Origin of the sequence: Dyadobacter crusticola DSM 16708 (genome assembly GCF_000701505.1) — a bacterium.
Lineage (GTDB): Bacteria > Bacteroidota > Bacteroidia > Cytophagales > Spirosomataceae > Dyadobacter > Dyadobacter crusticola.
In genome coordinates this window covers 37,436-61,893 of record NZ_JNJB01000004.1, presented here as the reverse complement: position 1 = coordinate 61,893, position 24,458 = coordinate 37,436, and the positions used below count along the sequence as shown (strand labels likewise).

25 protein-coding genes and 1 pseudogene are annotated in these 24,458 nt (G+C 48.9%); 13 read left to right on the top strand and 13 right to left on the bottom strand.

The window, feature by feature from the left end; genetic code table 11:
* Positions 1-17 precede the first annotated feature (17 nt).
* The 10 genes from Q369_RS0103730 to cobC all read left to right on the top strand — a co-directional run bounded on the left by Q369_RS0103730 (position 18) and on the right by cobC (position 8,694).
* The gene (locus tag Q369_RS0103730; RefSeq protein WP_031526456.1) at positions 18-1,499 is read left to right on the top strand and encodes a cobyric acid synthase; all 1,482 of its coding nucleotides are present in this window, start codon (positions 18-20) and stop codon (positions 1,497-1,499) included.
* 6 nt (positions 1,500-1,505) lie between these two features.
* Positions 1,506-2,528, top strand: a complete 1,023-nt coding sequence (locus Q369_RS0103725; protein WP_031526455.1) for a pyridoxal phosphate-dependent aminotransferase — start codon at positions 1,506-1,508, stop codon at positions 2,526-2,528.
* Positions 2,507-3,445, top strand: a complete 939-nt coding sequence (gene cbiB / locus Q369_RS0103720; protein WP_031526454.1) for an adenosylcobinamide-phosphate synthase CbiB — start codon at positions 2,507-2,509, stop codon at positions 3,443-3,445. The genes Q369_RS0103725 and cbiB overlap by 22 nt, the downstream gene beginning before the upstream one ends.
* Positions 3,445-3,975, top strand: coding sequence for an AAA family ATPase (locus Q369_RS0103715; protein ID WP_051663899.1), 531 nt, complete (start codon positions 3,445-3,447; stop codon positions 3,973-3,975). The genes cbiB and Q369_RS0103715 overlap by 1 nt, the downstream gene beginning before the upstream one ends.
* Complete coding sequence (locus Q369_RS0103710) at positions 3,972-5,147, top strand: ABC transporter substrate-binding protein (RefSeq protein WP_031526451.1); 1,176 nt, start codon at positions 3,972-3,974, stop codon at positions 5,145-5,147. The genes Q369_RS0103715 and Q369_RS0103710 overlap by 4 nt, the downstream gene beginning before the upstream one ends.
* A 117-nt stretch (positions 5,148-5,264) precedes the next feature.
* Entirely contained in the window at positions 5,265-5,843 is a 579-nt protein-coding gene (locus Q369_RS0103705; RefSeq protein WP_031526450.1) for a cob(I)yrinic acid a,c-diamide adenosyltransferase, read from the top strand.
* A complete protein-coding gene (locus tag Q369_RS0103700) occupies positions 5,844-6,347 on the top strand; it encodes a bifunctional adenosylcobinamide kinase/adenosylcobinamide-phosphate guanylyltransferase (protein ID WP_031526448.1) in 504 nt (167 codons plus the stop codon).
* Between the two features lie 36 nt (positions 6,348-6,383).
* Positions 6,384-7,400, top strand: coding sequence for a nicotinate-nucleotide--dimethylbenzimidazole phosphoribosyltransferase (cobT, locus tag Q369_RS0103695; protein WP_031526447.1), 1,017 nt, complete (start codon positions 6,384-6,386; stop codon positions 7,398-7,400).
* A complete protein-coding gene (locus Q369_RS0103690; protein WP_031526446.1) occupies positions 7,397-8,188 on the top strand; it encodes an adenosylcobinamide-GDP ribazoletransferase in 792 nt (263 codons plus the stop codon). Before cobT ends, Q369_RS0103690 begins: the two co-directional genes overlap by 4 nt.
* Complete coding sequence (gene cobC, locus Q369_RS0103685; RefSeq protein ID WP_031526445.1) at positions 8,173-8,694, top strand: alpha-ribazole phosphatase; 522 nt, start codon at positions 8,173-8,175, stop codon at positions 8,692-8,694. Before Q369_RS0103690 ends, cobC begins: the two co-directional genes overlap by 16 nt.
* A gap of 21 nt (positions 8,695-8,715) precedes the next feature.
* Here cobC and Q369_RS0103680 read toward each other — a convergent pair whose 3' ends face one another.
* The 5 genes from Q369_RS0103680 to Q369_RS0103660 form a co-directional block, all read right to left on the bottom strand.
* On the bottom strand, positions 8,716-9,003 hold the full coding sequence (locus tag Q369_RS0103680) for a hypothetical protein (protein ID WP_157488024.1): 288 nt from the start codon (positions 9,001-9,003) through the stop codon (positions 8,716-8,718).
* A gap of 71 nt (positions 9,004-9,074) precedes the next feature.
* Positions 9,075-10,817 (bottom strand): ABC transporter ATP-binding protein, encoded by a 1,743-nt coding sequence (locus Q369_RS0103675; RefSeq protein WP_031526442.1) that lies wholly within the window; start codon positions 10,815-10,817, stop codon positions 9,075-9,077.
* Positions 10,818-10,910: 93 nt separating this feature from the next.
* Positions 10,911-11,588: a DUF3575 domain-containing protein gene (locus Q369_RS0103670; protein WP_031526441.1), complete on the bottom strand. Its 678-nt coding sequence runs from the start codon at positions 11,586-11,588 to the stop codon at positions 10,911-10,913.
* Between the two features lie 34 nt (positions 11,589-11,622).
* The gene (locus Q369_RS0103665; protein WP_031526440.1) at positions 11,623-11,985 is read right to left on the bottom strand and encodes a VOC family protein; all 363 of its coding nucleotides are present in this window, start codon (positions 11,983-11,985) and stop codon (positions 11,623-11,625) included.
* Positions 11,986-12,044: 59 nt separating this feature from the next.
* Positions 12,045-13,040 (bottom strand): glycoside hydrolase family 43 protein, encoded by a 996-nt coding sequence (locus Q369_RS0103660; protein ID WP_031526439.1) that lies wholly within the window; start codon positions 13,038-13,040, stop codon positions 12,045-12,047.
* A 96-nt stretch (positions 13,041-13,136) separates the two neighbouring features.
* On the opposite strand from Q369_RS0103660, the gene Q369_RS0103655 reads away from it, so the two are divergent.
* On the top strand, positions 13,137-13,745 hold the full coding sequence (locus Q369_RS0103655; protein ID WP_031526438.1) for a hypothetical protein: 609 nt from the start codon (positions 13,137-13,139) through the stop codon (positions 13,743-13,745).
* On the opposite strand, the gene Q369_RS0103650 is transcribed toward Q369_RS0103655, so the two are convergent.
* The 3 genes from Q369_RS0103650 to Q369_RS0103640 form a co-directional block, all read right to left on the bottom strand.
* Entirely contained in the window at positions 13,740-15,260 is a 1,521-nt protein-coding gene (locus tag Q369_RS0103650) for a GH3 family acyl-acid amido synthetase (RefSeq protein WP_031526437.1), read from the bottom strand. The genes Q369_RS0103655 and Q369_RS0103650 overlap by 6 nt on opposite strands.
* A gap of 68 nt (positions 15,261-15,328) precedes the next feature.
* A complete protein-coding gene (locus tag Q369_RS0103645; RefSeq protein WP_051663898.1) occupies positions 15,329-16,240 on the bottom strand; it encodes a HigA family addiction module antitoxin in 912 nt (303 codons plus the stop codon).
* Positions 16,241-16,252: 12 nt separating this feature from the next.
* Complete coding sequence (locus Q369_RS0103640) at positions 16,253-16,585, bottom strand: type II toxin-antitoxin system RelE/ParE family toxin (protein WP_031526434.1); 333 nt, start codon at positions 16,583-16,585, stop codon at positions 16,253-16,255.
* A gap of 250 nt (positions 16,586-16,835) precedes the next feature.
* On the opposite strand from Q369_RS0103640, the gene Q369_RS0103635 reads away from it, so the two are divergent.
* Positions 16,836-17,363 (top strand): DUF2911 domain-containing protein, encoded by a 528-nt coding sequence (locus Q369_RS0103635; RefSeq protein ID WP_229206727.1) that lies wholly within the window; start codon positions 16,836-16,838, stop codon positions 17,361-17,363.
* 81 nt (positions 17,364-17,444) lie between these two features.
* Here the strand turns inward: Q369_RS0103635 and Q369_RS0103630 are convergent, their stop codons facing one another.
* The 3 genes and pseudogenes from Q369_RS0103630 to Q369_RS27500 form a co-directional block, all read right to left on the bottom strand.
* Positions 17,445-18,191: a DUF3891 family protein gene (locus Q369_RS0103630; protein WP_051663897.1), complete on the bottom strand. Its 747-nt coding sequence runs from the start codon at positions 18,189-18,191 to the stop codon at positions 17,445-17,447.
* Between the two features lie 61 nt (positions 18,192-18,252).
* Positions 18,253-18,630 carry a helix-turn-helix domain-containing protein gene (locus Q369_RS0103625; RefSeq protein WP_031526430.1) on the bottom strand — a complete coding sequence of 126 codons (378 nt, stop codon included), beginning with the start codon at positions 18,628-18,630 and terminating at the stop codon, positions 18,253-18,255.
* Between the two features lie 3 nt (positions 18,631-18,633).
* Positions 18,634-18,938, bottom strand: a pseudogene (locus tag Q369_RS27500) (type II toxin-antitoxin system HigB family toxin).
* A 227-nt stretch (positions 18,939-19,165) separates the two neighbouring features.
* Between Q369_RS27500 and Q369_RS0103615 the strand changes: the two are divergent.
* Positions 19,166-19,567, top strand: coding sequence for a response regulator (locus Q369_RS0103615; protein ID WP_031526429.1), 402 nt, complete (start codon positions 19,166-19,168; stop codon positions 19,565-19,567).
* A gap of 89 nt (positions 19,568-19,656) precedes the next feature.
* Here Q369_RS0103615 and Q369_RS0103610 read toward each other — a convergent pair whose 3' ends face one another.
* Complete coding sequence (locus tag Q369_RS0103610) at positions 19,657-21,207, bottom strand: SusD/RagB family nutrient-binding outer membrane lipoprotein (protein WP_031526428.1); 1,551 nt, start codon at positions 21,205-21,207, stop codon at positions 19,657-19,659.
* Between the two features lie 32 nt (positions 21,208-21,239).
* The gene (locus Q369_RS0103605; protein WP_031526426.1) at positions 21,240-24,419 is read right to left on the bottom strand and encodes a SusC/RagA family TonB-linked outer membrane protein; all 3,180 of its coding nucleotides are present in this window, start codon (positions 24,417-24,419) and stop codon (positions 21,240-21,242) included.
* Positions 24,420-24,458: the final 39 nt, after the last annotated feature.

The following is a 24,458-nucleotide window of genomic DNA, read 5'->3' as shown; positions in this document are numbered from 1 at the left end:
AGGACTTTATAAATACAATGTCAATAATCACCCGATTGCGTCCGATTATGTTTGCAGGTACCGGCTCCGATGTGGGCAAAAGTGCCATTGCAGCGGGATTTTGCCGTATTTTTAAGCAGGATGGATTTAATCCCGCCCCATTCAAAGCGCAGAATATGTCGCTCAACAGCTACGTCACTGCCGACGGACTCGAAATGGGACGTGCGCAGGTGATGCAGGCTGAGGCGGCTGGTATCGCTTGCCATTCGGATATGAACCCGGTGCTTTTGAAGCCGACGAGTGACAAGTCGTCGCAGGTGATTTTGAATGGAAAACCCGTGGGTAACCAGTCGGCCTACGAATATTTCATGGCGAATGACAAGCAGGTGCTCTTTACTTCCGCAAAGGACGCTTACGACAGACTTGCAGCTAAGTATTCACCAATCGTAATGGAAGGCGCCGGCAGTATTTCCGAGTTGAACCTGAAACACCGCGATATCACCAATCTTCGCATGGCGGGCCACGCCGGCGCTGCCACTTACCTGATCGGCGACATTGACAAAGGAGGCATTTTCGGGAGCGTGTACGGGACAATCGCGCTTTTGACCCCCGAAGAAAGGGCTTGTATGAAGGGTATTATCATCAATAAATTCCGCGGAGATGCAAGGTTGTTTGAAGATGGGAAGCGAATGCTGGAAGATCTGACCGAACTGCCCGTTACCGGCATTTTGCCCTACTTTCGCGACATTTACCTCGAACAGGAAGATTCGGTTTCGCTGGAATCCAAGTTCAGGAATGCAGCCTCTGGCAAGATCAATGTGGCCGTGGTACTCCTCCGCAGGCTCTCCAATTTTACCGACTTTGACCGTCTCGAAAATGACCCGCGCGTGCATTTGTTCTACACGCAGGACCCGGTCGAATTGGAAAAAGCATCGATTATCATTGTCCCCGGAAGCAAGAATACCATTGATGATCTGCTCGTCATCAAGAACAGCGGAATGGCAAAAGGCATTATAACTGCACACAAAGCAGGAAAAACAGTTGTCGGCATTTGCGGCGGATACCAGATGCTCGGCACAAGTATTGAAGACCCGTTTCAGGTGGAGGGAAGTCTTGAAAGCATTCCCGGGCTTGGGATTTTACCGGTATCTACCATTTTACAAAAAGAAAAAACAACGCTGCAATGCCAGTTTACCTTTGCTCAAAACGGGCTGCCAGGGAGCGGGTACGAGATTCATATGGGGAGTACGGAAGTGAAAGGTGCGCATTCGCCGGTCGCAACATTCTCAGACGGAAGAACCGACGGCTATTATCTCGATCACAAAACCTGGGGAACTTACATTCACGGTATCCTGGATAATGATCATGTGATCGATTACCTGCTGAGTCCATATACCTCCGAAGTAGCGGAAAAAGGGTTGGATTTTCAGAAATTCAAGGAGCAGCAATACGATAAGCTCGCGGATCTGATCCGCGCAAATGTGGATATGGACCAGATTTACAATACCCTAAAATTTTGACAAACGATGTTGAGCGGACACGGAGATGATGGCTACACTTTCGGGAAGGATATCGTCGCCGATTTCAGTACCAATGTGTGGTACGGCGGCGAGCCTGCGGGCATGAAGGAGTTTGTATGGGACAAATGGAAGGAAGTTAACAGGTACCCCGAGGTAACGGCAGAGCGGCTTTCAGAGAAGATCGCTTCGCATCACGGGCTGCAAAGCGAACAGATATTGGTGAATAACGGCACTACCGAAAGCATTTACCTGATCGCACAGCTGTTTTCCGGGAGCACAACTACCATTCTCACGCCTGCTTTCTCGGAATACGAAGATGCCTGCCACATCTTTGGTCACGAGCTCCGGTTCTTACCCTGGTCGGAGGGCTTGGAGCTGCCACAGCTGCGCTCGGATCTGGTATTTATCTGCAACCCGAATAATCCGACCGGCAAAGTCTTCCCCCACCTGCTGTTCTGGATCAAAAGAAGCCCCGGCTGTCTGTTTGTGATCGACGAAGCATTCATAGATTTTACCGTAGACGTAGAAAGTGCATTCGGACTTTTAAAGTCTTTCCGGAATGTAGTTATCATGCGGTCTATGACTAAAACCTACGGAATTCCGGGCTTGCGGCTGGGATATATCGCCGGTCAGGAGGAGCTGGTATCTCAATTGCGGGCGATTAAGCAACCGTGGACAGTGAATGCACTGGCGCAGGCGGCCGGTCATTTCATCTTTGATAATTACCATAAAATCGCGCCACCCATAGAACAGCTGCTTTCCGACAAACAGGATTTTTTAGATCAGCTCAAACGGAATGACGGCATTGAAACAGAAGAAAGCGCAACGCATTTCTTTCTTTGCAAAACGCTGGTAAGAAGCGCGGGCCACCTGAAACAATTTTTGCTGGATAATCACGGTATTCTCGTCCGCGACGCGGGTAATTTCCGTGGCCTCACACGTCAGTATTTCCGGGTAGCAACACTCAGTCCGGAGAAAAACAACTTGCTTGTTCACGCATTGGAAGAATGGAAAACGCTGTATTACTGATTGTTCCATTGCTGGCGGGTTATGTGCTGGATCTGTGGCTCGGCGATCCCGAAAACTGGCCGCATCCTGTAAAGCTGTTTGGTAACCTGATTTCATTTGGTGAAAAGCGGCTCAACAACGGGAGTTACAGGTTTGCAAAAGGGATGTTCATGGCTGTTGTCCTGGTGGTTTCGGTCTTTGTTTCTTTTTGGTATTTAAACAAAATCACCGCCGCCTTACCCTGGCTTTACCTGCTGCTGAACAGCGTGCTGGTCTGGTACGGGCTCGCTAACAAAACTCTGATCCGGGAGGGCAGGGCGGTTTTCGAAAAACTGGAAACGGAGGGTTTGGCCGCAGGAAGGAGCCAGCTTTCGCGGATTGTGGGAAGGGATACGTCCCGACTTTCGGCGCAGCAAATACGCATTGGTGTGCTTGAAACCATGTCGGAGAACCTGAGCGACGGCGTGGTAGCGCCATTGTTTTTTTATCTGGTGGCAGGAGTGCCGGGTATGATGGCTTATAAAATGGTGAACACGCTCGACTCGATGATCGGGTACCGGAATGCACGCTATGAAAAGTTCGGCAAATTTGCCGCGCGGCTTGATGATGTCGCTAATTTCATTCCTGCAAGGCTGACTGCGCTTTTGATGGTACTTGTCACCGGAAGCTGGCGCGGACTGGATTTCATGTTCCGCTTCGGGAGCAAACACAAAAGTCCAAATGCGGGCGTCCCGGAGGCAGCGCTCGCGGGAATTCTCGGCTGTCGTTTCGGAGGGCCAAACGTGTACCACGGGGTGGTCGTCGACAAACCTTACATCGGTGAAATGGAGCGGGAAATTGCACCAGGTGAGAGTGCAATTGTAAGCCGGATCAATCACCGCGTTTGCTTTGTGATGGTACTGCTGGTGTGCTTTTCCGTGTATTTAATAACAACATAATGCGATCAATTGTCATAACAGGCGGCCCAGGTTCGGGCAAATCGACCTTGCTGAATGCATTGCAGGAGCAAGGCTTCAGGGTAATGCAGGAAGTATCGCGCGGGCTGATCCGCGAGCAGGTCGCATTGGAAAGTACGTGCCTGCCCTGGCTTGATCTGAATGCATTCGCCGCACTTTGTCTGGAAAAAATGGTGGCTGATTTCAAATCCGCCGATGCAAATGCAGCCACTTTTTTCGACAGAGGTATCCCGGATATTGTGGCTTATTTAAAAGTGGGCGGCCTGGAAATTGGCCCCGCACTTTCGGCAGCTGTGCGCGAATGCAGGTATGCGTCAACTGTTTTGATCGCGCCGCCCTGGGAAGCGATTTATGTGAATGATGAGGAACGCTGGCAGACGTTTGAAGATTCAGCGGCTTTGTATGAAGCTGTTTTTCAGGTGTATCAGGAGGCGGGTTATGAGCTGATTATTCTTCCATTTGGCACGGTGGAGGAGCGGGTAGAATTTGTGCTCAAAACATTGAATCAATGAGTTTTAAACGAAATATAGGAATTGCCTTTTTGCTTGTCCCGCTTCTGTTCGGCTGCGGGAGCTCATCTTCCCTCTACGAAAAAAATGAAATTCGCAGGGGCGGCAATGCGCACTTTTCAGGCGAAGTGCAGGTGAAATATGCGAAAGGTTTCAGGATCAGCTATCACAAAAAATTCAAGGTGGTGCAGATTGCAAGCCCGTTTGAGAAATCGGCCGATACGATGACCTACCTGCTGGTGCCGCGCGGTGCGCAGCGGCCCAAAGGCTACCCGACAGCACAGTTGATTGAAATACCGGTGCGGAGCCTGGTGGCGATGTCGTCGATGCACATCGGATTGGTAGGATTTCTTGAAGCGGAGGATGTGCTTGTAGGGCTCGGTAATGTACAATATGTATCGTCGCCGCGGGTGATTGAGCGGATCAAAGCGCGCAGGATTGTGGAAGTAGGCAAAGACCAGGGCTTGAATGAAGAAAAGCTGATCACCATGCACCCGGACCTGGTCATGGCGACAGGTAGCCCGGTTTCCAAGATGAACCACTATGCAGCGCTGCAAGCCGCGGGGATACCAGTCCTGATCAATTCGGAATGGGTGGAAACCACGCCGCTCGGGCGGGCTGAATGGGTGAAGCTGATGGGCGCATTGCTCAATAAGGAAGCCGAGGTGAACGCGAGGTTCACGGTCGTGGAAAACGAGTATAACCGCCTCGCTGCAATGGGCCGGAATGCGGCTGTCAAACCGAGCGTGGTCACAGGAATGAACTCGCGGGATGCGTGGTTTGTGCCGAATGGAAACAGCTACGTTTGTCAGTTTTTGCGGGATGCGGGGGCTGCTTACCATTGGTCGGCAACAAGAGCTACGGGCAGTCTGCCGCTCAGTTTCGAGGCAGTATACCCCATTGCGTTGCAAGCCGATTACTGGCTGAATGTCAGTATCGGAAATATCACAAAAAAGGAGCAGATCCTAGCCAAAGACACACGCTACGCTGATTTCAAAGCATTCAAGTCAGGACAAATATTTAATTATAACAAAAAAATAAACGAACAAGGCGCCAATGATTACTGGGAATCCGGCGCCGTAAATCCCCACGAAATACTAGCCGACCTCATCCAAATCCTCCACCCGGAATTGCTGCCCGAACGGGAGCTGGGGTATTATAGAAGGGTGGATTGAAGACTTCGGCTGTCGGCTTTCGGCAGTCGGCTTTGCGAATGACATCAAGAGAAATAACTTTTAAATAACTAGACAAGAATAGGCCGAAAGCTGACAGCCGACGGCCGAAGTTCACATATGAAAATCTACACCAAAAAAGGAGACAAAGGAACTACTGGATTATTCGGCGGGAGCCGGGTATTTAAGGATGATGTACGCGTGGAATGCATTGGCACGCTCGATGAAGCCAATTCGACGATCGGACTGCTCCGCGTGAAGTTGGGCGAGACGCATGAATGGCAGGGCAATCTGCAAAAGATCCAGAAGGATTTGATGGACATGATGTCGCACCTGGCGCGGCCTTCGGATGCCAAGAAGGAAAACAAAAACCCGATGCCTGTTGACGGGGCCGCATTTTGCGAACAATGGATCGACGAACTGGAAGCCGCCATGACTTCGCCTTCGGACTACTTCCTGCTCCCGGGCGGCAACGAAGTTTCTGCGCTATGCCACGTAGCACGTACCCAAATGCGCCGGGGAGAGCGGCGACTCGTTTCACTGATCAAAACCGACGAAGTGAACGAGGCGATCCCTGCTTATATCAATCGGCTGTCAGACCTGTTTTTCACATTGGCCCGGGCCGAGATGGACAAAGCGGGCGTGGCCGAAGAGAAGTGGCAGCTTTTTCTGTACAAAAGATTTAAAAGCGCAGAATAGATGATCATTTATGTAAGCGGCGGGGCAAGAAGCGGTAAAAGCAGCTATGCCCAGCAAATGGCATTGCAGCTCAGCAAAAATCCCGTTTATGTAGCGACCGCACGCATTTGGGATGAAGATTTTGCGCGGCGCGTGCAGCTGCACCGCCACGAGCGCGGACCGGAATGGGACCTGATGGAACAGGAGCAGGATATCCATTTGCTCCCGCTGCACAACCGCGTCGTAGTGATCGATTGCGTTACCCTGTGGCTCACCAACTTGTTTATGGAACATGAACAGGACATGGAAGAAGCTATAAATGCTTTCAGGATTGAGATAGACGCGATCGCAGCTATGTCCGGAACCTTCATTATCATATCTAACGAGATCGGAATGGGGTTACATGCCGATACCGAGGTGGGCAGGAAGTTTACCGACTTGCAGGGCTGGGCCAATCAGTACGTGGCTGCGAAGGCTGAAAAGGCCATTTTTATGGTTTCGGGATTGCCCCTTTTCTTAAAATAATAATTGGAACAAAATAGCAGAGCACCAAAGATGCCTATGGATTTAGATGCCCGCATCCGGGAGAAAATTGATTCGAAAACCAAGCCGCAAGGTGCATTGGGTTTACTGGAAGAGCTGGCATATCAGATTGCTTCAGTGCAAAATACGCTTAGTCCGCAACTCACTTCCCCGCATATCATTGTTTTTGCAGCCAGCCACGGGATCGCTGCAAACGGCGTGAGCGCCTATCCCACAGAAGTAACCGCGCAAATGGTACTGAACTTCCTGAACGGCGGTGCGGCGATCAATGCATTTACCCGCCAGCACCAGATCGGATTGACGGTAGTGGATGCAGGGGTAGATTATGAGTTTTCGCCGCACGAGAAGCTGCTTGACCGCAAAATTGGTTTTGGTACGAAAAACTTCCTCGAAGGCGCTGCAATGACGGCAGACGAATGCTTGCGCTGCCTGGATGAAGGTGCGAAGCTGGTGGGCTCGATCAGCGAGTCGGGTTGTAATGTGATTGGTTTTGGAGAAATGGGCATTGGTAACACCTCTTCTGCGGCGATGATTATGAGCCAACTGCTCGGCTTGCCTGTGGAAGATTGCGTGGGAAAAGGTACCGGCCTGGATAATGCGGGAGTGGAAAGGAAAACTCAGCTTCTGACCAAAGCTGCTGAATCGCACAGAGATACCGCTAATGATCCGATACAGGTTTTGCAGACTTTCGGTGGGTTTGAAATTGCGATGATGTGTGGCGCAATGCTGGAAGCTGCGGCCCGGCAGATGCTGGTGCTGGTCGACGGGTTCATCGCTTCGGCGGCTTACCTGGCGGCTTTGAAAATGAACCACGGCGTGCGGCAGTATGCGGTATTCTGTCACCAGTCCGACGAGAAGGGGCATAAGATCTTGCTGGACACACTGAATGCGAAACCGATCCTGCATTTGGGAATGCGGCTCGGCGAGGGTACAGGCTGCGCAGTAGCTTACCCCATCCTGCAAAGCGCAGTTGCCTTTTTGAACGAAATGGCGAGTTTTGAAAGTGCCGGTGTCAGCGGAAAGCCCGATTTATGAGACACCAGGCTGCCCTCTTTTTTGCTGCATTGCAATTTTACACCAGGATTCCGATTCCCGGCTGGGTTGTGTTCAAGCCAGAGAACCTGAGTCCGGCTACGCGCTTTCTGCCGCTGATTGGCTGGATCGTGGGCGGCATTTCGGCTGCGGTGTGGCTGGTTATTTCACCGCTGACCGGCTTTTCCATTGCCATCGTATTTTCAATCATAGCCTCCATTCTCACAACAGGTGCGCTGCACGAAGACGGCTTTGCGGATACCTGCGACGGCTTTGGCGGCGGCTGGACGCGCGATAAGATCCTGGTCATCATGAAAGACAGTCGATTGGGTACTTACGGTGCTTTGGGGCTGATTGGTATCCTGGCCTTGAAATTTGCTTTGTTACAGGAGCTAGCTGATCGTTTTGACAATCAGGTTTCACAAGTTTTTGGATTGATGATAGCGGCACATGCGATCAGCCGGTTGATGCCCGCATCGATCATTTACAATCAGCCTTATGCACGCGATACCGACGATAGTAAAGCAAAGCCGGTGGCGCAAAATGTCACAGCCGTTACATTGGCAATTGCTGCTATGTTCGGGATTGTGCCTTTGCTTTTGCTGTGCACGATGTTCAGCTCTGCGCTTCCGCTCTTGTCCATTCCCTTTCTAGGCGTGGTTACCTGGGCGATGAGCCGGTATTTTGTGAAATGGATTGGGGGATATACAGGGGATTGCCTGGGTGCGGTCCAGCAGGTGTGCGAAGTGGGTTTTTACTTTTGCCTGATTGCAATATGGAAATTTATCTGATCCGGCACACTACCCCGGCACTCTCGCCAGGCTTGATCTACGGGCGGCTCGAAGTACCTCTTACCGGGGATTTTGAGAAAGAGTTTGACATCCTGAAAACTCAGCTTCCGGTAAAATTCGATCAGGTATATTCCAGTCCGGCGACACGCTGCACGCTTTTGGCGGAAAAAATTGATCCTGCATTTACCACAGATCCGCGCCTGGCTGAGCTTGATTTCGGCGACTGGGAAGGAAAAACCTGGGATACGGTTGATCAAAACGATCTTCAACAATGGATGGACGATTTTGTGAACTGCTGCGTGCCCGGAGGTGAAAGTATGCTCGACTTGCAGCTGCGGGTCAATGTATTTTGGAGTGAGTTAATTAAAATGAATTGGCAGCGCGTGGCAATAGTGACGCACGCAGGTGTAATCCGGATGCTGCTGACGATCCACCGGGGCACATTGCTTGCCGATTTTTTTAAGATAGAAGTAAAATACGGCGCAGTGCTTGTGATCCGCGTCTGATTTTAAATGCTAACCTGTACGCTACCAAACCATATTAGACGTAGTAGCAAGCATATCCAGTACATACTGCGCAAGCGGATCGTTGGGGTCGTGGGCACTGATGAACTCATTTAATTTTACATCCCAGTCCAGCATCGCAGCCCGTGCTGAATCTCCTGTGCCCAGAATACCCGTTTCCAGATCCGGCCCGAGCAGACATTTGTACATATCCCCGTCGGTAAATACAGCAGGGCGGAAGATTTTGAGGTTACGGGTCAATGCCTCATTTTCGAAATCCACAGGTACCAGTGCATCCTGGTCGATTTTCATTTGTTCCATGTTGTTCAAAGAATGTTGACCGGGTTATAAGCAAGGATTGTGCCAAACGTGCGTGCATTCAGCTACCTGCGTTCACCAACCTGCTGCCGCCACATCGAGTAATAGAGTCCTTTGTGTTCGAGCAGCTCGTCGTGGGAGCCCGACTCTGAGATTTTGCCTTTTTCTAAAACATAAATCACATCAGCATGCATGACGGTCGATAATCTGTGGGCGATTAAGATGGTCATTTGGTGGCGGCTGGTGGATATATCGCGGATTGTGGCGGTAATTTCTTCTTCGGTGAGCGAGTCGAGTGCGGAGGTAGCTTCGTCGAAAATCAACAGCTGTGGATTTCGCAGCAATGCGCGTGCAATGGAGATCCGCTGCTTTTCGCCGCCTGAAAGTTTCATCCCGTTTTCACCTAGAATGGTATCGAGCCCATTGGAAGCTTTGGCAACAAGTCCGAGCGCTGAGGCTTTTCGCAGTGCCTCCTGAACTTCCTCGTCGGTTGCGGCAGGTTTTACCAGAAGGAGGTTATCGCGGATCGTGCCTGCGTAAAGCGCCGTATCCTGCGTTACGAAACCGATTTGCCGCCGCAATGGATTGTAACGAATCTGTGTTGCTGGGGTTTCGTTGAAGTAAATAGCGCCGCTTACCGGCGTGTACAAGCCGACCAAAAGCTTCACCAATGTAGACTTACCCGATCCCGAAGGTCCCACGAAGGCAATGGTTTGTCCCAAAGCAACATCGAACGAAATGTCATCGATTGCATTGTAACCAGCAGTTTGATGACGGAACACAATGTGACTGAAACGCAGACTTTCCAATTTGCCAAGCTCAACCGAGTTCTCGGGTCTTTTCTCAATGGGCTTTTGCATTAACTGATCAAAACTCTTCAAAGAAGCATCGGCTTCACGGTACAGAATGATCATATTACCGAGATCCTGCAAAGGCGTGAAAATGGCAGTTGATATAAATTGCATGGCAATCAGCTCGCCGGTACTGAGCACTTTCCTGAAAATCAGCCAGAGTAAAATGAAGAGGATCGACTGTTTGAGCAGGTTGAGCATGTTGCCTTGCAGGAAGGAGAGGAAGCTTACCTTGCGCGCTTTCTGCATTTCCAGCTCGAAAATATCCAGCGTTAATGCATTCAGTCGTCGTATTTCGGCAAAGGTTAAGCCCAGACTTTTAACAAGCTCTATATTGCGGAGACTCTCTGTAATTACGCCCGCCTGTTTGGTCGTTTGCCGGTTGATGGATCTTTGAATGCCCTTGATGCGCTTGGAAAGCAGTCCGGTGAGCGAGCCTAAAAGCAAAACGCCCACGAAGAACACAGGTACGAGCAGCCAATTACGGTTGATACTGTACCAAACCAGAAAACCCACGCCCACGAAAGACGAAAAGAGTACATTGATGAATGCATTGATAAACCGCTCGGCGTCGGTTTTTACCTTTTGAAGTACGGAGAGGGTAGTGCCACTCCGGCTTTCTTCAAACTCCTGAAAGGACAGGCGGAGTGTTTGTTTGAGTCCATCATTGAAAATGTACATGCCAAAACGGGCCACCGCCTTGCGGGTAATGTAATCCTGTGCCGCTTTGCATAAACGCGCCAGTACTGCTATCCCAAGCGCGAGCAAAAGCCAGCGGGTGGCGCCGCGCAGCAGCTCGTCCTCGCTCAGTCCGGCCGTGTTCGTCGCATATTCGTCGATAATCTTCCCGAAAATAACGGGATCTATCAGAGTCAGCAGCTGGGCAATACCGGCCAGCAGAAGAGCGAAAGAAATGAGGCGGTAATGCGGACGAAGGTATTTTAACAATAATCTCATATCCGCTTACAGCAAAAAAGTTGCGCCAGAACTGACGCAACTTTTGAATTGGAAAATGAACTACCCGATCGCAGGGTTTGCGTATCATTCAGCCTAATCCTGCCAGACGAGCATTCCGAATTTCACCCCGACGGACACGATCGGAGTAAATTTCTTGCCGGGATAAAAATTCTCTCCTTCAAAAAACGGATCGTACGATTCTTCTCTGGGATTTACGATTTCGGTATATCTGACATTCGTGCGGGCGAGGCCAAGTCCGGTGTAAAGGTCAATCGTCAGCTTTTTCGGGATCAGGAATTTGGCGCCGATCTTGCCGGCAAGACCGAATTTTGTTTTACTGAAATTCGATCGCTCGAAGTAGATCTGGGTGGTATCGGATACGTAATGGGAATCTCTTCCCAGCTCCCTGTTTACATGAGAAACAATGCCTTCTGCCGCCAGGTACCAGCCCATGTAGTCTCTTTTAAGCCAGTAGAACTTCACCTCCGGCCGGATTTCCACCATGCTGTATTGGGGTGGTTTGTTGTTGCCGAACAGCGTTTTTCCCAAAGTAAGCGCCCGCACGCCAGCGCCTACACTTAGTCCGTAGCTCCACCTGCCGCCGGTCATAAACTCACTTCCAATCCGGATAGAAGGATCAGGAAAAGCGAGTGCGATGGGCATAATATGAACATCCACATTCCGCCTGAACAAATCAGGTTGCTTTTGACCAAAACTTACAACTGCATTCAAAAGCAATACAGAGCACAGTAGAGAAGTAAAATTTTTCATGGCTGGTTTGTTGAAAGTGTTTAGCAAAAAGTTTTCAGAAAAATTGACCGAAATGCCAGAGAACGCCCGACGGATCGTGTAAAAAGCATTCTTTACCCCAGGTCTCAGTGCGGACAGGCGTTAATTTTACACCTTCATATCTGCCTGGTAAATCCAGGGCGAACAGTTCTTTCCGGTAGCGGTCGGCATCGTCCACTTCCAGGAAAAGCATGGTATTCTCAATCCACTCTTTGGCGTAGTAATCCTGCAAGTAAAAGGCAAGTTCATTGAGCTTGAAGACGGACATATTATAACTGATTACGTGTTCTTCAAACCCAAGATCCCGGTAAAAGCTTCTTGAAATATCAAAATCCTTTGCGCCTATAAATGGTCTTAAAGATTTGGCTTTATGTTCCATACGTGCAGTTTTGGTTTATAAAGATAATTGACATTTTCATTAACTTTCAACAAGTTACTTCAAGGCACAAACATTTTGCCGATAACAAGCTTGTCACCCGAAAAATCTACTTCAAACAAATGTGGGTATCTGATTGTGCGGCCGTTTACGCTTTTGTGGCTGTGTACGGACATCAGCCATTTGCCGCCAAAAGTCTTGAAAAGCATTCCATGGCCAAAGTTCGGCGGGGTAATGGGCTCTTTTTCCTGAATCCACGGGCCGTCGAGCTTGCCGGATTGGGAATATGCTACACCTTGGGTGTACTTATCGTAAATCCAGCTTGTCCAGATCATTCCCAGCTTGCCGGTACCCGAGCGGAAGAGCCAGGGTCCGTCAGTTACTTTATTGGGCAGAACTTTACCTTTCACATTTTCCCGGCTCCACGGGCTTTCACTTGCTTTGAAAAGCAGCTTGCTGTTGCCGGTTGTGCCGCTCAGGTCGGGCTTCAATTCAATTTTCTCAATGGTGCCGTCCAGGTTTTGCAGCCACTCGTAGCAATAAACGAGATAGGGTTTTCCGTCTTCCACCCAGAGAGTACCGTCGAGAGTGGGCATCTGGGCGGGTAGGTAGGTGGGGTCTTTCATAGGAATATACGGTCCCTCGGCTTTGTCGCTGACGAGTACGTGGCAGGCGCGGCGCTCGATCACGTTTTCACCTACGGTATCAATCTTCACATCGCGGTTTGTAAAAGTGGCGAAGTAGTAATATTTATCCTGATAGTAATGCAGTTCAGCTGCCCAGATCATCGGGTTTTTGCCCATCCAGGATTCTGGATCAGTGTTGGCAACCTTGTACGGCCCCGACCATTTCTTCAAATCGGGACTTTTCCACAACATCCCACCGGTGCCTGTCATGTAGTAAGTTTTTGTTTTTGGGTCGGCGAGGATACAGGGGTCGCTCAGGCGGATTGAATCGAGCGGCATGTTTTGTTTCACAACCGGCTCACGGTTTTGGGTAAAGGCGGAGGTGATATTTGCAACAAAGAGTATCGACAGGAGTAATGCTTTTTGGATCATCGGGTCAGGAAAAGTTTGTGAATGGAACCCTTAAACTAAGGTGTATATTGGAACAATTATTGGAGACCGAAGCAGGAGAAATGACTTTTTTACTTTATGCTTACTTCAGACAATCACAATTCCTTACCTCCCAACCCCGGATCGTTCCGTAACAATAAATGCATCCCGAAGGTAATCGAGACAGAGGTACTGCGCGCATTGTCGCATTATCCCGAACTGAAAGACACGCACATCAACTTTATTTTTAAGCGGAAGATCAGAGGTTCGGTCATGCAGGCGCAGCCGAAAATCAGTACAATGTTCAGTACAAAGCGTGCATATAATATCAATATCAGCGCGATGTTCCGGCTGACGCATTCGGCTATCCCCATTCACCAGATCCCGTCTGACATTATTGTCGGCTGGATCGGGCACGAGCTGGGACATGTAATGGATTATGAAAACCGCAGCCTGACAGGAATGATGCGTTTCGGGCTGGGTTATCTGCTTTCCTCAAAGTATGTAAAGGAAGCAGAGCGGGTGGCGGATACTTATGCGGTTAACCACGGTTTGGGAAATTACATTCTCAAAACCAAGCACTTCATATTGGACCATGCTTCTTTGTCGGAAAAGTACAAGCGGAAAATAGCCCGCCTGTATCTTTCGCCGGATGATATCGTGGAACAAGTTAAAAAGCTGGAAGCTAAAAGGACGCTGCCTTCATGAATTAGCCTCTGCGAATGCAGCAAATTCTAGGAAATCCTCTTCTTTCAAAACACGCGGTATCTTCACCTGACCACCTTTTTTCTTGGTCTCTTCACTCCATTCGTAAAAAACCTCCTCAGGTATCAGCTCCACTTCAACACCCTTCAATGCGCGGGTGCGGGCTACATTGTAGTTCTTATTGTTTTCTCGCAAAGTTGCATCCAGTGACTCGGCCACTTTGACTTTGTCAATGGACTTGTCGCAGCTGAGGTACCATTTATTGATATACTCGTCGCCACGGTGAATAGCCGAAATGATAAACTCCTTGATCACCACGTCGTATTCACTTTCAATCACGCGCAGCCCGTCATTCATCTGGTTGACAGAAAGCTGCTCGCCGACCACATTGAGGTAATGCTTCGTTCGGCCCGTAATTTTAATCTCAGCGCGCGCTTTGTCCGTGATCATGACGGTATCACCGATCATGTAGCGCCAGGCACCGGAAACGGTCGAAATCAGCAGTACATATTCAACGTTCTCCTCTGTGTCAGCCAGGGAAAGTACAGTCCCGCCGGGTTTTACCAATCCGTCTTCATCCACATTATCTGCGTTGAATGGTACAAATTCATAGAAGATCCCATTGTCGGGAAAGAGCGCCATTGAAGTTGTATCAGGCCGCTTTTGAATGGCGATAAAACCTTCTGAGGCGAGGTAAGTGTCAATGTAAACAAGCGGCCGGGCAAGCAATCTTTCCAGACTTTTACGGTAAGGTTCGAACGCAACGCCGCCCGTGGTATATACCATTAGGTTTGGCCAGATATCGTGAATTGTTTCAAGGTTGTTGTATCGGATAATCTCTTTAAGCATCAGTTCAACCCAGGAGGGAATGCCCGAAATGCAGCCGATATCCCACTTGGGCGCTTCCTCCGCAATCCGTCTCACACGCTCATCGAAGTCGGTAATGGAGGCGATTTCCTGGCCGGGCTTGTAGAATCCGCCAAACCAGGCGGGCAGGTTACTGGCGCTGATCCCGCTGATTTCGCCTTCCTGGTGATCATCTTTCTGGATCAGGCTGGTACTGCTGCCCAGCATCAGGATCTGCTTGGTGAAGAAGTCGGCCGGGAGGTCGAATACGCCGAGGTTTGTGATTTCTGAAACACCTGCTTTTCGGATGCAGGCGAGCATATCGTCGGTGACAGGGATGTATTTACTGTTGCTGGTGGTACCACTGCTTAGCGCGAAATAGTTTTGTCCGCCTGGCCAGGTTACATTCTGATGTCCTTCGAGCAGGTAATGCCACCACTCTGCAAACATTTTGTCGTAATCGTGTACCGGAACTTTCTCCTGAAATGCCTTGACTAGATCGTCAGCGGCGAGGATGTCGGCGAACTGGTATTTTTTGCCAAATGCAGTGAGTTTTGCTGTTTCGAGCAGCTTTCCCAGTGCTTCTTTCTGGGCCTGGACAGGTTCGGGATCACTGAGGATCTTGCCCGTAAAATCAATTGCTTTCTTGATCAGCTCGCCGATTACAGCCATTTTTCAAGTACATATCGTTGGTTTCGGAAAATATGGAGTAAAAATTTGTGCCATGTAATTTCCGCCAATTACTGCGTAACCCACTTCTTTGCAAATTCATCAGCTTCTCTTTCTTTTTTCTCATCCATTTCTGCGTATGGGACTTTTTCGAGAAAAATATCTTTTTTCCGATGTAGTAGAATGTGGCCTGCTTCATGAAAGAATGTAAACCAGAATCCAGGATCAGAAATGCCCGCAATTGAAAGCTGTATCAGGGGCGTCTCGAGTATCCACCTGGTTGATCCGACTATGGCGGAGTTGGACAGTGGTGGCGTATGTACCACTTTAACGCCTGCACTTAGACAAATACCTTGCAGTTTCTCAAAGAAGCCGGAGGGTTGGTTAAACATCAACTCTCTGAGAACTGGCAAAACTCCCTTAAAACTTTTCTCCGAATAGCTGCCGGCTTGCAACTCTGCTGCCTGCAATTCACCACGTCTGAGCCAGGCAGATAGCGCAAAAGGTTCGGCTGTATTTGCAAGCGAGATGCGAAATGCAACTTTAAGTTGTTGTTTGAAATAGTAATCTTCCCACGCATGATGTTCGGCGAAGCCAAAGAACGTCAGCAAGGCGGCTGCTATGTCAAACTCCGTTTTGCTATCCGGTAACCATCCCATTTGGCACATTTCCGTGATTGGGAAAGATTGCGCCCAGGGAACAGCTTCCTGAATGACCTTTTTTTGTTTTTCGCGAGCAATATGTTCATCAAAACCGCTCTGATGGTTCATCCAAAAGTGAGCGGGAATGCGTGTTACGATCTCGAACTTAACCGCCATGTCGGGGGTAATGGAACTCTCTCCATTTAGCACAGCAGTAATCGTCTTTTCTGGCTTGCCAGTACGAACTGCGAATTCCTTCGGTCCCATTTCAAGTTCATCCAGTTTCTCCCTCAGTGTTTCACCGGGGTGCGGGATTGACTTAGGGGTGTACCGATTTTTCATTTTGATGCTAATTTAATGGTAATCAACAATTTCAATAACTTCTATCCCTGTGACTTCCGCCCAGATATATTGTCCGTACGCATTTATCGGAACCGGCTTTTCTTGTGGTGTAAATATTAATCTGAAAGGTTGATCAAGATCGCACGCCCATTGTCCTTTCCTGTTGCCAGATAATTCATGATAATTGCCCGGCATGTGCCTGACATCATCGAGTGTCTCTGCAAAAAGTAGCTGAGAAAGACGTGCTCTTATCTTTAATGCCCGAGTGCGCCCAAACTCCTTAAATAGCTTCCGATCATCGTTGACGATCTTTTCAAGCTTGCGATCCTTGAAACAAATCTCCAATACAAAGATAATTTTTAATTTACATTTAGTGTTAACTATTTAGGTGTATGCCGTCTCCGTGAATGTATTGTCTTACAGATTACGGCTTTGTCAACAAGATATCGTCAAATTTGCTCGTGCAGGAGAGTAATGAATAAATGAACGGAGATAATGAACAACCGGTAACTCCATGCTCTTTCATTATCAGCCGAAATGACGATATTAGGGGAGTTTTAACCTATTGTTTAACAACTCAACCGACATGGAAAAAATGGTGATTACAAAAGGGTTTTTAGCGCTGGCTTTTGCGCTGCTGGCAACGACGGTTACGTGGGCTCAGGGAGACAAGCCCAAGCCGAGTCCGGCTCAAACAGCTACCGGTAAGGCGGGTGGTGCTACGATCACGATCAATTACTCTGCGCCGTCGGCAAAAGGCAGGAAGGTTTTTGGCGAGCTGGTACCTTTCGATAAGGTTTGGCGTGCCGGCGCGAACGAAGCGACGATTTTTGAAACTGATCAGGATATCATGGTGGAAGGACAAAAGCTGCCGGCAGGAAAATACAGCCTCTACGCCATTCCGGGGGAGTCTGAATGGTCATTTGTATTTAATTCCCAAACAGGTCAGTGGGGTGTTAAAAGGGGCGGAGAGACTTCGAAAGATGCCAGTAAGGATGTGCTAACGGTGAAAGCCAAGTCAAAGAAGAGCGCTTCCATGACCGAGCAACTGGCTTACGAGGTAACCGGAACGGGATTTGTTTTGCGCTGGGAAAACACAGAGGTGCCCGTTGCAGTCAAATGAAATTGCATCAGTTGTAAACCAAAAAATGGCGACGGTAAATTGACCGCCGCCATTTTTAATTGAAGGCGTTTAGAAAGATAGTTACTTCTGCGCATTAGCGGCACCAGGTTCGGTAAATTGGTAAACTGCCAGTTCGGGTTGTTGCTCCAACAGCTTCTTCCTGAATATCGCTTCACTTTTAAATGACATATCTGTCAGAATTCTTTTATCAAAGCAAACTTCAAAATGCGGCAAGTCGAATGGCCAGGGTGTGACTGTAAGCACATTTTCAGCAGGTGATAACAGGTCGTAGCTGATTCCGCCCGGCCCGATACCTATCTCGATTTTCCGGTTTTCCGGCTGTACCATTTTCTGGCAAATAAGGAGCGACAAAGCATCACACCATTGCAGCAGCATATAAGCCTCTTCGATGTCCGATTCCGAAAGTTCCAGCTGTTTGCGCCATTCCTGATCCTGTTTCTTCAAGCCTTCGCAGTATTTTTTGACTGCGGGATCGTCTGACTGGTCGTATAAAAATTGAATGTGCCTTGAAGTCAGCAGGGCGATATAGCGGCTTTTGGTCAGCGCCATATTCAGGAGCTTATCAAGTTTTGGTCTTTCAAAGTCGCGCATCTTATAGTTGACCGGCCCGCCCTGTTCGTTGAGCAGTATATCGTCTTCTTCGAGCTCATTGAATGCATCGTCGTGCCCGAGGGTAGCAGCAATGGTTTCCATCCAGAATTTCGTTCTGAATTCCGCTTTCAGATGAAAGCAAAACTTTCCGGCGAGCAGCCCGTGAGCGCGTTGTGCAATCAGTTCCCAGCCTTTTTCGGTGTAATTGACGATCATGCAAATAGTTGTTTTGCCGGGCTTGCTCAAATACTATGCCTCGTCACAAACCAGAAGATTGTCACGCATTGTCAAGCAAAAATCCGGGATCGATACCCAGCTTCTGGTACACGGCTTTCAGGAAACGCACATCGGGCTCACGCTTCCCGTTGAGAATTTGCGACAATTTAGGTTTCCCAAGCCCCAGCATATCAGCCAGTGCAGCCTGTGTAAGTTTCAGCTGAAACCGCCTTAGCTCGACCATTTCGGGGATGGTTTTGGGTTTAGGGAGAGGATAATGTGTATCCTCAAACGCTTCTGCGGCGATCGCCATTTTCCGAAGCTTCTCCTGTTCAGTTTTGGAAAGATTACCTTCGCCCCTATTCATGAGCGTTAGGATCTCCGCCATTGCTGATTCGTATTCTTTGGTCGTTTTATAGTTGATTTCCTCGTTTTCCATAATCTAGTTTCTGTAAATTACTTTTGATGCATCAATCCTGTCATATTCCGCGTGCGTGCCGATAAAAAGTATGTACACTGTGCGAACATCAAAATGGATCTTCGCGATTAATCTGTAATCGTTGCCCTCGATGTTGAAACATATCTGTCATTTCCAACAAAATCAACGGTGTTGAAAGTCTGCTTCATTTCAGAAAACTTTGACCAGTCGGCGGCTTTGCAGCGTTTGTACCAGTGCAGCAGTGCGTCGGTCGCGCGTGGTTCTTTTTCTGAAAAAGCATTTATAATCCTCTTGGAAAGAATTACCATGTAGTGTGTGTTTTGTGATTATGCAAAGATCATAAGTCTTTTCATATTTTGAAATATTGTTTCAAAATATGAAACTTACCCAAATTAACTTCTTTCAGGTTTGATGAAAACAAACAGCGGCATTCATTTAGAATTATAACTTGGCATTTCAGTCAATTTGGTTACATTGGCTTTGGAAAAATGACACCGTTCAGACTTAACTAAGATTCACTTATACCCCTCTAATTATGCCGCAAAAAATCATTTACCTGGTTGATGATGACGAAGATGACCGTTTCTTCCTGACCGACGCTATTCAGACTGTTTTTGAAAATGTGTCTTTCCGGGAGTTTAAGAATGGCCTGGAATTCCTGACGCACGTTTCCACCCACGGAATGGAGGATCAGCAATGCCTTGTGCTGATGGATATGAACATGCCGCTGATGAGCGGGATCGAAACTATCAAAGAGCTGCGTTCCGGTGCGCTTTTCTCCGAAGTGCCTGTGGTGGTGATCTCCACGTCTTCCAGCGAGGAGCTGATCAAGGAATCGCATTCAGTGGGTGCCTCTGCGTACCTCGTTAAACCTGACAGTACAGCCGGCCTTCTTCAAACAGCAAAATCCCTGGAAAGTTATTTTACCATGGCGTAGCGATTACTTCTTCTTCTCGCTGACATAGCCGATAAACAAAAACAGCGTGGTACCTTCCGGCGCCACGCTGTTTTGTGTTGAATCTCAGACTATTTATTCCACCAAAGCGGCGTTGTGATATCGTCATTTCCCTGCGCTTTTACCGCGTTCTGGTAATTGGCCAGGTTTACACTCTGCTCTTTCGGCGGGTAGTAGAGGCGCTCGGGAACGCCCGTGCCGAATAGTGGTTCAAACTTATAGTTTGTTGTTTGTCCGCTAACCGTTCTGCTCCACACCACTTCTCCGGGCCTCACCAGGAAGGTCGGGTAGCCTGTCCGGCGCACTTCGGCCCAGGCTTCGTCGCCCTGGGTGTACAATGCAAGCCATTTCTGGTTCAAAACATTTGCCTTGTCTGCTTTCGGCAATGCGGTTACATAGGTTGTAATATCAGCCGCCGATACGCCCCATTTTTGTAAAGAAGCAGTAACGCCTTTGATATATTCTTGCTGATCCCAGTTTTTGTATTCAGAAATCAGAAAGGCAACTTCCGCATATTCCTGCAAAACCTCGCCGTAGTTGGCTGCATTCACAACAGTGCCTGGTAAGCTTACATCAGTTGCAGTCAATAAGCCGGCTGCGGCTACCGGTAGTCCGTAAGGCTGACCAACATATTCGCCCGCTGCATTCTTTGTCGCGTAAATTGGCAGACGTGGGTCCTGGACTTTTACGGTGCCTCTTTGTCCTTTCAAAACATCAATCAGCACGTGGGAAACTGCGAAATCTTTGCGGTTGGCAGTGACCGTAGCGCGGAACAATGGCGCTTCGTTTGGCGCGAGCGCCTGGTATCTGAAAACGGCATTATCTGCATTGGATGTAAATACACCTTTTGCCAGTGCATCTTCAAAATGCGTGTTCGACTCCGCTGGCGCAGCTTTGCGGATGCGGGTTGCCACGCGCAGGCGCAGTGAGTTGGCAAACTTGGCCCAGAGCTCGTTTTTACCTTTATAAATCACATCGTAATTGCCGAATGTAGTCGCAGTCTTGTACTTGTTCAGCGTGTCGCCGGCTGCTTTGAGCTCATTCAGAATATCAAGGTAGATCTTCTGCTGGCTCGCGTAAGCCGGACTCAGGTTTTCGGGACTTTGCTGCAATGCCTGGAACTCAGGATCATTGTTTCCATAAGACTGATACGGAATATTCCCGTAAACATCCGTCAGGTTCTGAAATGTGTAAGCCTTCAAAATACGCGCGATCGCGATCTGATTGGCGTTTGTACCGGCTGTACCTGCCGCAGCCACATCTCTCGTTGCAGGGTTGCTGTTGAGAATGATGATCTCGTTCAGGTTATTGAGCGCCTTGTACGCATTGCTCCAGTAAGTGTCCGAGTAGGAGCGGGGAATATCGTAGCGGGACTGGTCGCTGTAAATATTCTGGCTGTAATACTGGGCAAAAAGCTGTGAGCCGCGCAACGAGCTGTTTTCATTGCGAATGTTATCGATCACCTGCTTTTCTGCATTCAGCAGGATCGTCGTGGTTGTCGCGTTGGTCGGACGGTTTGGGTCCTGGTTGATTTCCTCAAAACGGCTGTCGCTGCATGAAGCGAGCAATGCGGCGCCGAGCGTCAGGGAAAGGATGCTTTTACTATATATGAGCTTTTGCATGATCTTCAAATATTAACTTGTTAATGGGCGGTTTAAAATTTCACGTTGACATTCAAACCATAAGTTGCCGGCACCGGAATATTTCCGCCTTCCAAACCCTGAATGTTACCACCGCTGCTGGTGAATTCAGGATCGATGTATTTGCTGGCTGTGTGAATGTTCGCCAGGTTACGTCCGTACAATCCGAAGTAGATCGACTTCACCGTTTTATTAGCCAGCGGCAGGCTGTACCCGAAGGTTACCTCACGCAGCTTCACGAATGTCGCGTCGAAAATGGTCTGTGGGGTTGGTCCGCTGTATTCGCCGCGCGCCCAGGCTTGTGCGGTAATGCGGGTGTCGTTGGGTGAAGTATTGGTCACTGAGTAAGTTCCGTCTGCATTGTAAGTAACGGTACCTTTCACACCTTCGAGCACCACGCCTGTTTCACGAACATTATTAGCAGCCGTTTTTTCCAATACCCCTGCATACATTCCCACCTTATAAGTTTGCGAGAAGAATTTCCCGCCCACGCGACCGTCTACAAGGAAGCCGAGGTTAAAGTTTTTGTAAGTGAAATTGTTTTGGAAACCAAACAGATATTTTGGTAAAACACTACCCAGCGGCGTCAGTTGCTGTCCGCGTTCGTAAGTACCATCGGCTTTGATCACCTTTTGTCCGTCGGCGGCGTAGATGAAATCGTTACCCAGAATCTGACCGTAAGGCTGACCTTCACGAGCAACCAATGTAACCAGGCTATTCGCAAGCTGGAATGTATTTACACCCGGAGCCAGCTGGATTACTTTGTTGCGGTTGCGCGACCAGTTCAGGCTGGAATTCCATTCAAAGCCACTCGCACGGATCGGTGTGCCTGTTAAAGTCACCTCGATACCTTTGTTGTTGATCTTACCCGCATTGATCACCTTCGAATCGTACCCGAATGCAGAAGATACCGGGATATTGATAATCTGGTTGCGGCTCACATTGTCGTAATAAGTTACATCCAGACCAACCCTGTTTTTGAATGCCTGCAAATTGATACCAGCCTCCCAGGAGCTTGTGATCTCCGGTTTCAGGTTTTGGTTGTTCAGCTGGTTCGGCAAACGGTAAGAAGCCAGTCCGTCGAAAGACTGTGTTGCTTCGTAAGCGCGCTGCAGCTGGTAAGGATCGGTATCATTACCTACCTGCGCCCAGCCCAGGCGAACTTTTGCAAAATCCAGCCAGTTTACATCTTTCACACCATTCAACTCCGTCAGGATCAAGCTCGTTGTGAGAGAAGGATATGCGAATGAATTCCGGTTGACCGGCAAAGTGGAAGACCAGTCGTTACGCAATGTTCCGTCCACGAACAGCAAGCTTTTCCAACCTGCTGAGAAGCTGGCGAACACCGAGTTAATCTGCTTGCGGTATGCATTGGAATTGACCAGAACCGAGCTCGCATTTTTCAAATTGTAATATTCAGGAATGATCAAGCCGCCTTGTGTAACGGCGTCACTGATACGGCGGCGCTGGCTCATGATGTTACCTCCCGCATTCACATTCAGGGAGATATCTCCCCAGCTTTTATTGGCCGAAGCTAAAAGCTCATAATTGAATTCGCTGAAATTGTTGTTGTACTCCTGGTACTGCGACTGTGTTCTGGAATAAACGGCAATACGGTCCTGGTACTGGTATTGGTACACGTCTGCATTCACTTTTCCGCTCACTTTAAGCCAGTCGTTAACATCGTAAACCATACCTACGTTTCCATAAAAACGGTCGCGGTTTTCTTCCAGGTAACTTTCGTAAGCCGACCAGTAAGGGTTATCGATGAACTTGGCAGCTTCGCCTGCCGGTGTGTTCTGGTAGCCGCTGCGGTTCCACAGGATCTGGGTACCATCAGCGCGTTTGTAATTTTTCAGCTTGTCGTAATCTACCTGCACCTGTCCCCATTGAAATGCTTCCAGAATGATATTCCTGTTGGTAGCACCTGTCCAGGGCCTGCCGGTAGACTGGTTTTTGATGTAGTTGAAGTTGTTGTAAACTTTCAATTTACCCAGCTGTGACGAGCCTGAAAAGTTGATCGAATTCCGTTTCAGAGAAGAATTCGGTACGGTACCTTTTACATTCTTGTTGGTATAAGAAAGGCGGTAAGTAGAATTTGCATTTCCACCGCTCACAGCCAGACTGTTTGTGTTCGATACGCCTGTTTCAAAGAATGAATGCACGTCGTTTTTGGGATAAAGCCAGGGTTCTGGTTTCAAGTACTCCGCTGTATTTTCCGGATCAAGGTTATACCAATGCAAAACGGGCGTTCCGTCCAGTTTTGGTCCCCAGCTTTCATCCACGGCATATTCCGCGATGTTGTACTCGGCTCCATTGATCGTTGCTTTCTGGAATGTCGGATTAAAGCCACCGCCGTACAGTTTCTGACGTTTAGGCAGGCGCACGATATTTTCAAACTCAATGCCTGTATTCAGCGTGATATTTACCTTGCTGTTTTCCTTGCCTTTTTTGGTAGTGATCAAAATAACGCCATTGGCAGCACGTGTACCATAAAGTGCCGCTGCGGAAGGTCCTTTTAGTACCGATACATTCTCGATATCGTCGGGGTTCAAATCCTGGATCATGTTACCTACGTCCTTACCACCGCTGCCTGCGCTTGTGGCCGCGCTGTTCAGGTCCGCATTGTCGATCGGCGTACCGTCGATCACATAAAGCGGCTGGTTATTACCGGAAATGGAGTTGATCCCGCGCAGAAGCACGCGCGACGAGCCGCCCATGTTACCGCCGGAAGACGTTACCTGCAAGCCGGCCACGCGTCCCGACAATGCGCTCAATGCATTGGTTGGCCGCGTTTGCAGCGCCTCGCCTTTAATTTCCTGGACTGCATAACCCAGAGCCCGTTTTTCACGCGAAATGCCGAGGGCCGTCACTACGACTTCGTTCAGGATCTTGGTGTCGGGTTTCAATGCAATCGTGATGCGGTTGCTGTTTCCGATTGCCACATCCTGCGCCAGGTAACCGATAAATGAAACCACCAGTACCGACGCGTCGTCGGCCACATTGAGGCTGAAAGATCCGTCGGCTTCTGAAAGTGTGCCGGTGGAAGTACCTTTTACCGCGACCGAAGCACCCGGCAGGGGAGAGTTATCATTAGCATCGTTGATAATCCCCGTAACGACCCGCTGCTGCGCCTGAGCCAGCCCGGCTGACAAGAACGTCAGCATAATCAGGTAGAGAATTCTGTTTTTCATAATTGGATTTTAAAGAGAGTAGTTAAAGAGTAATGTGGA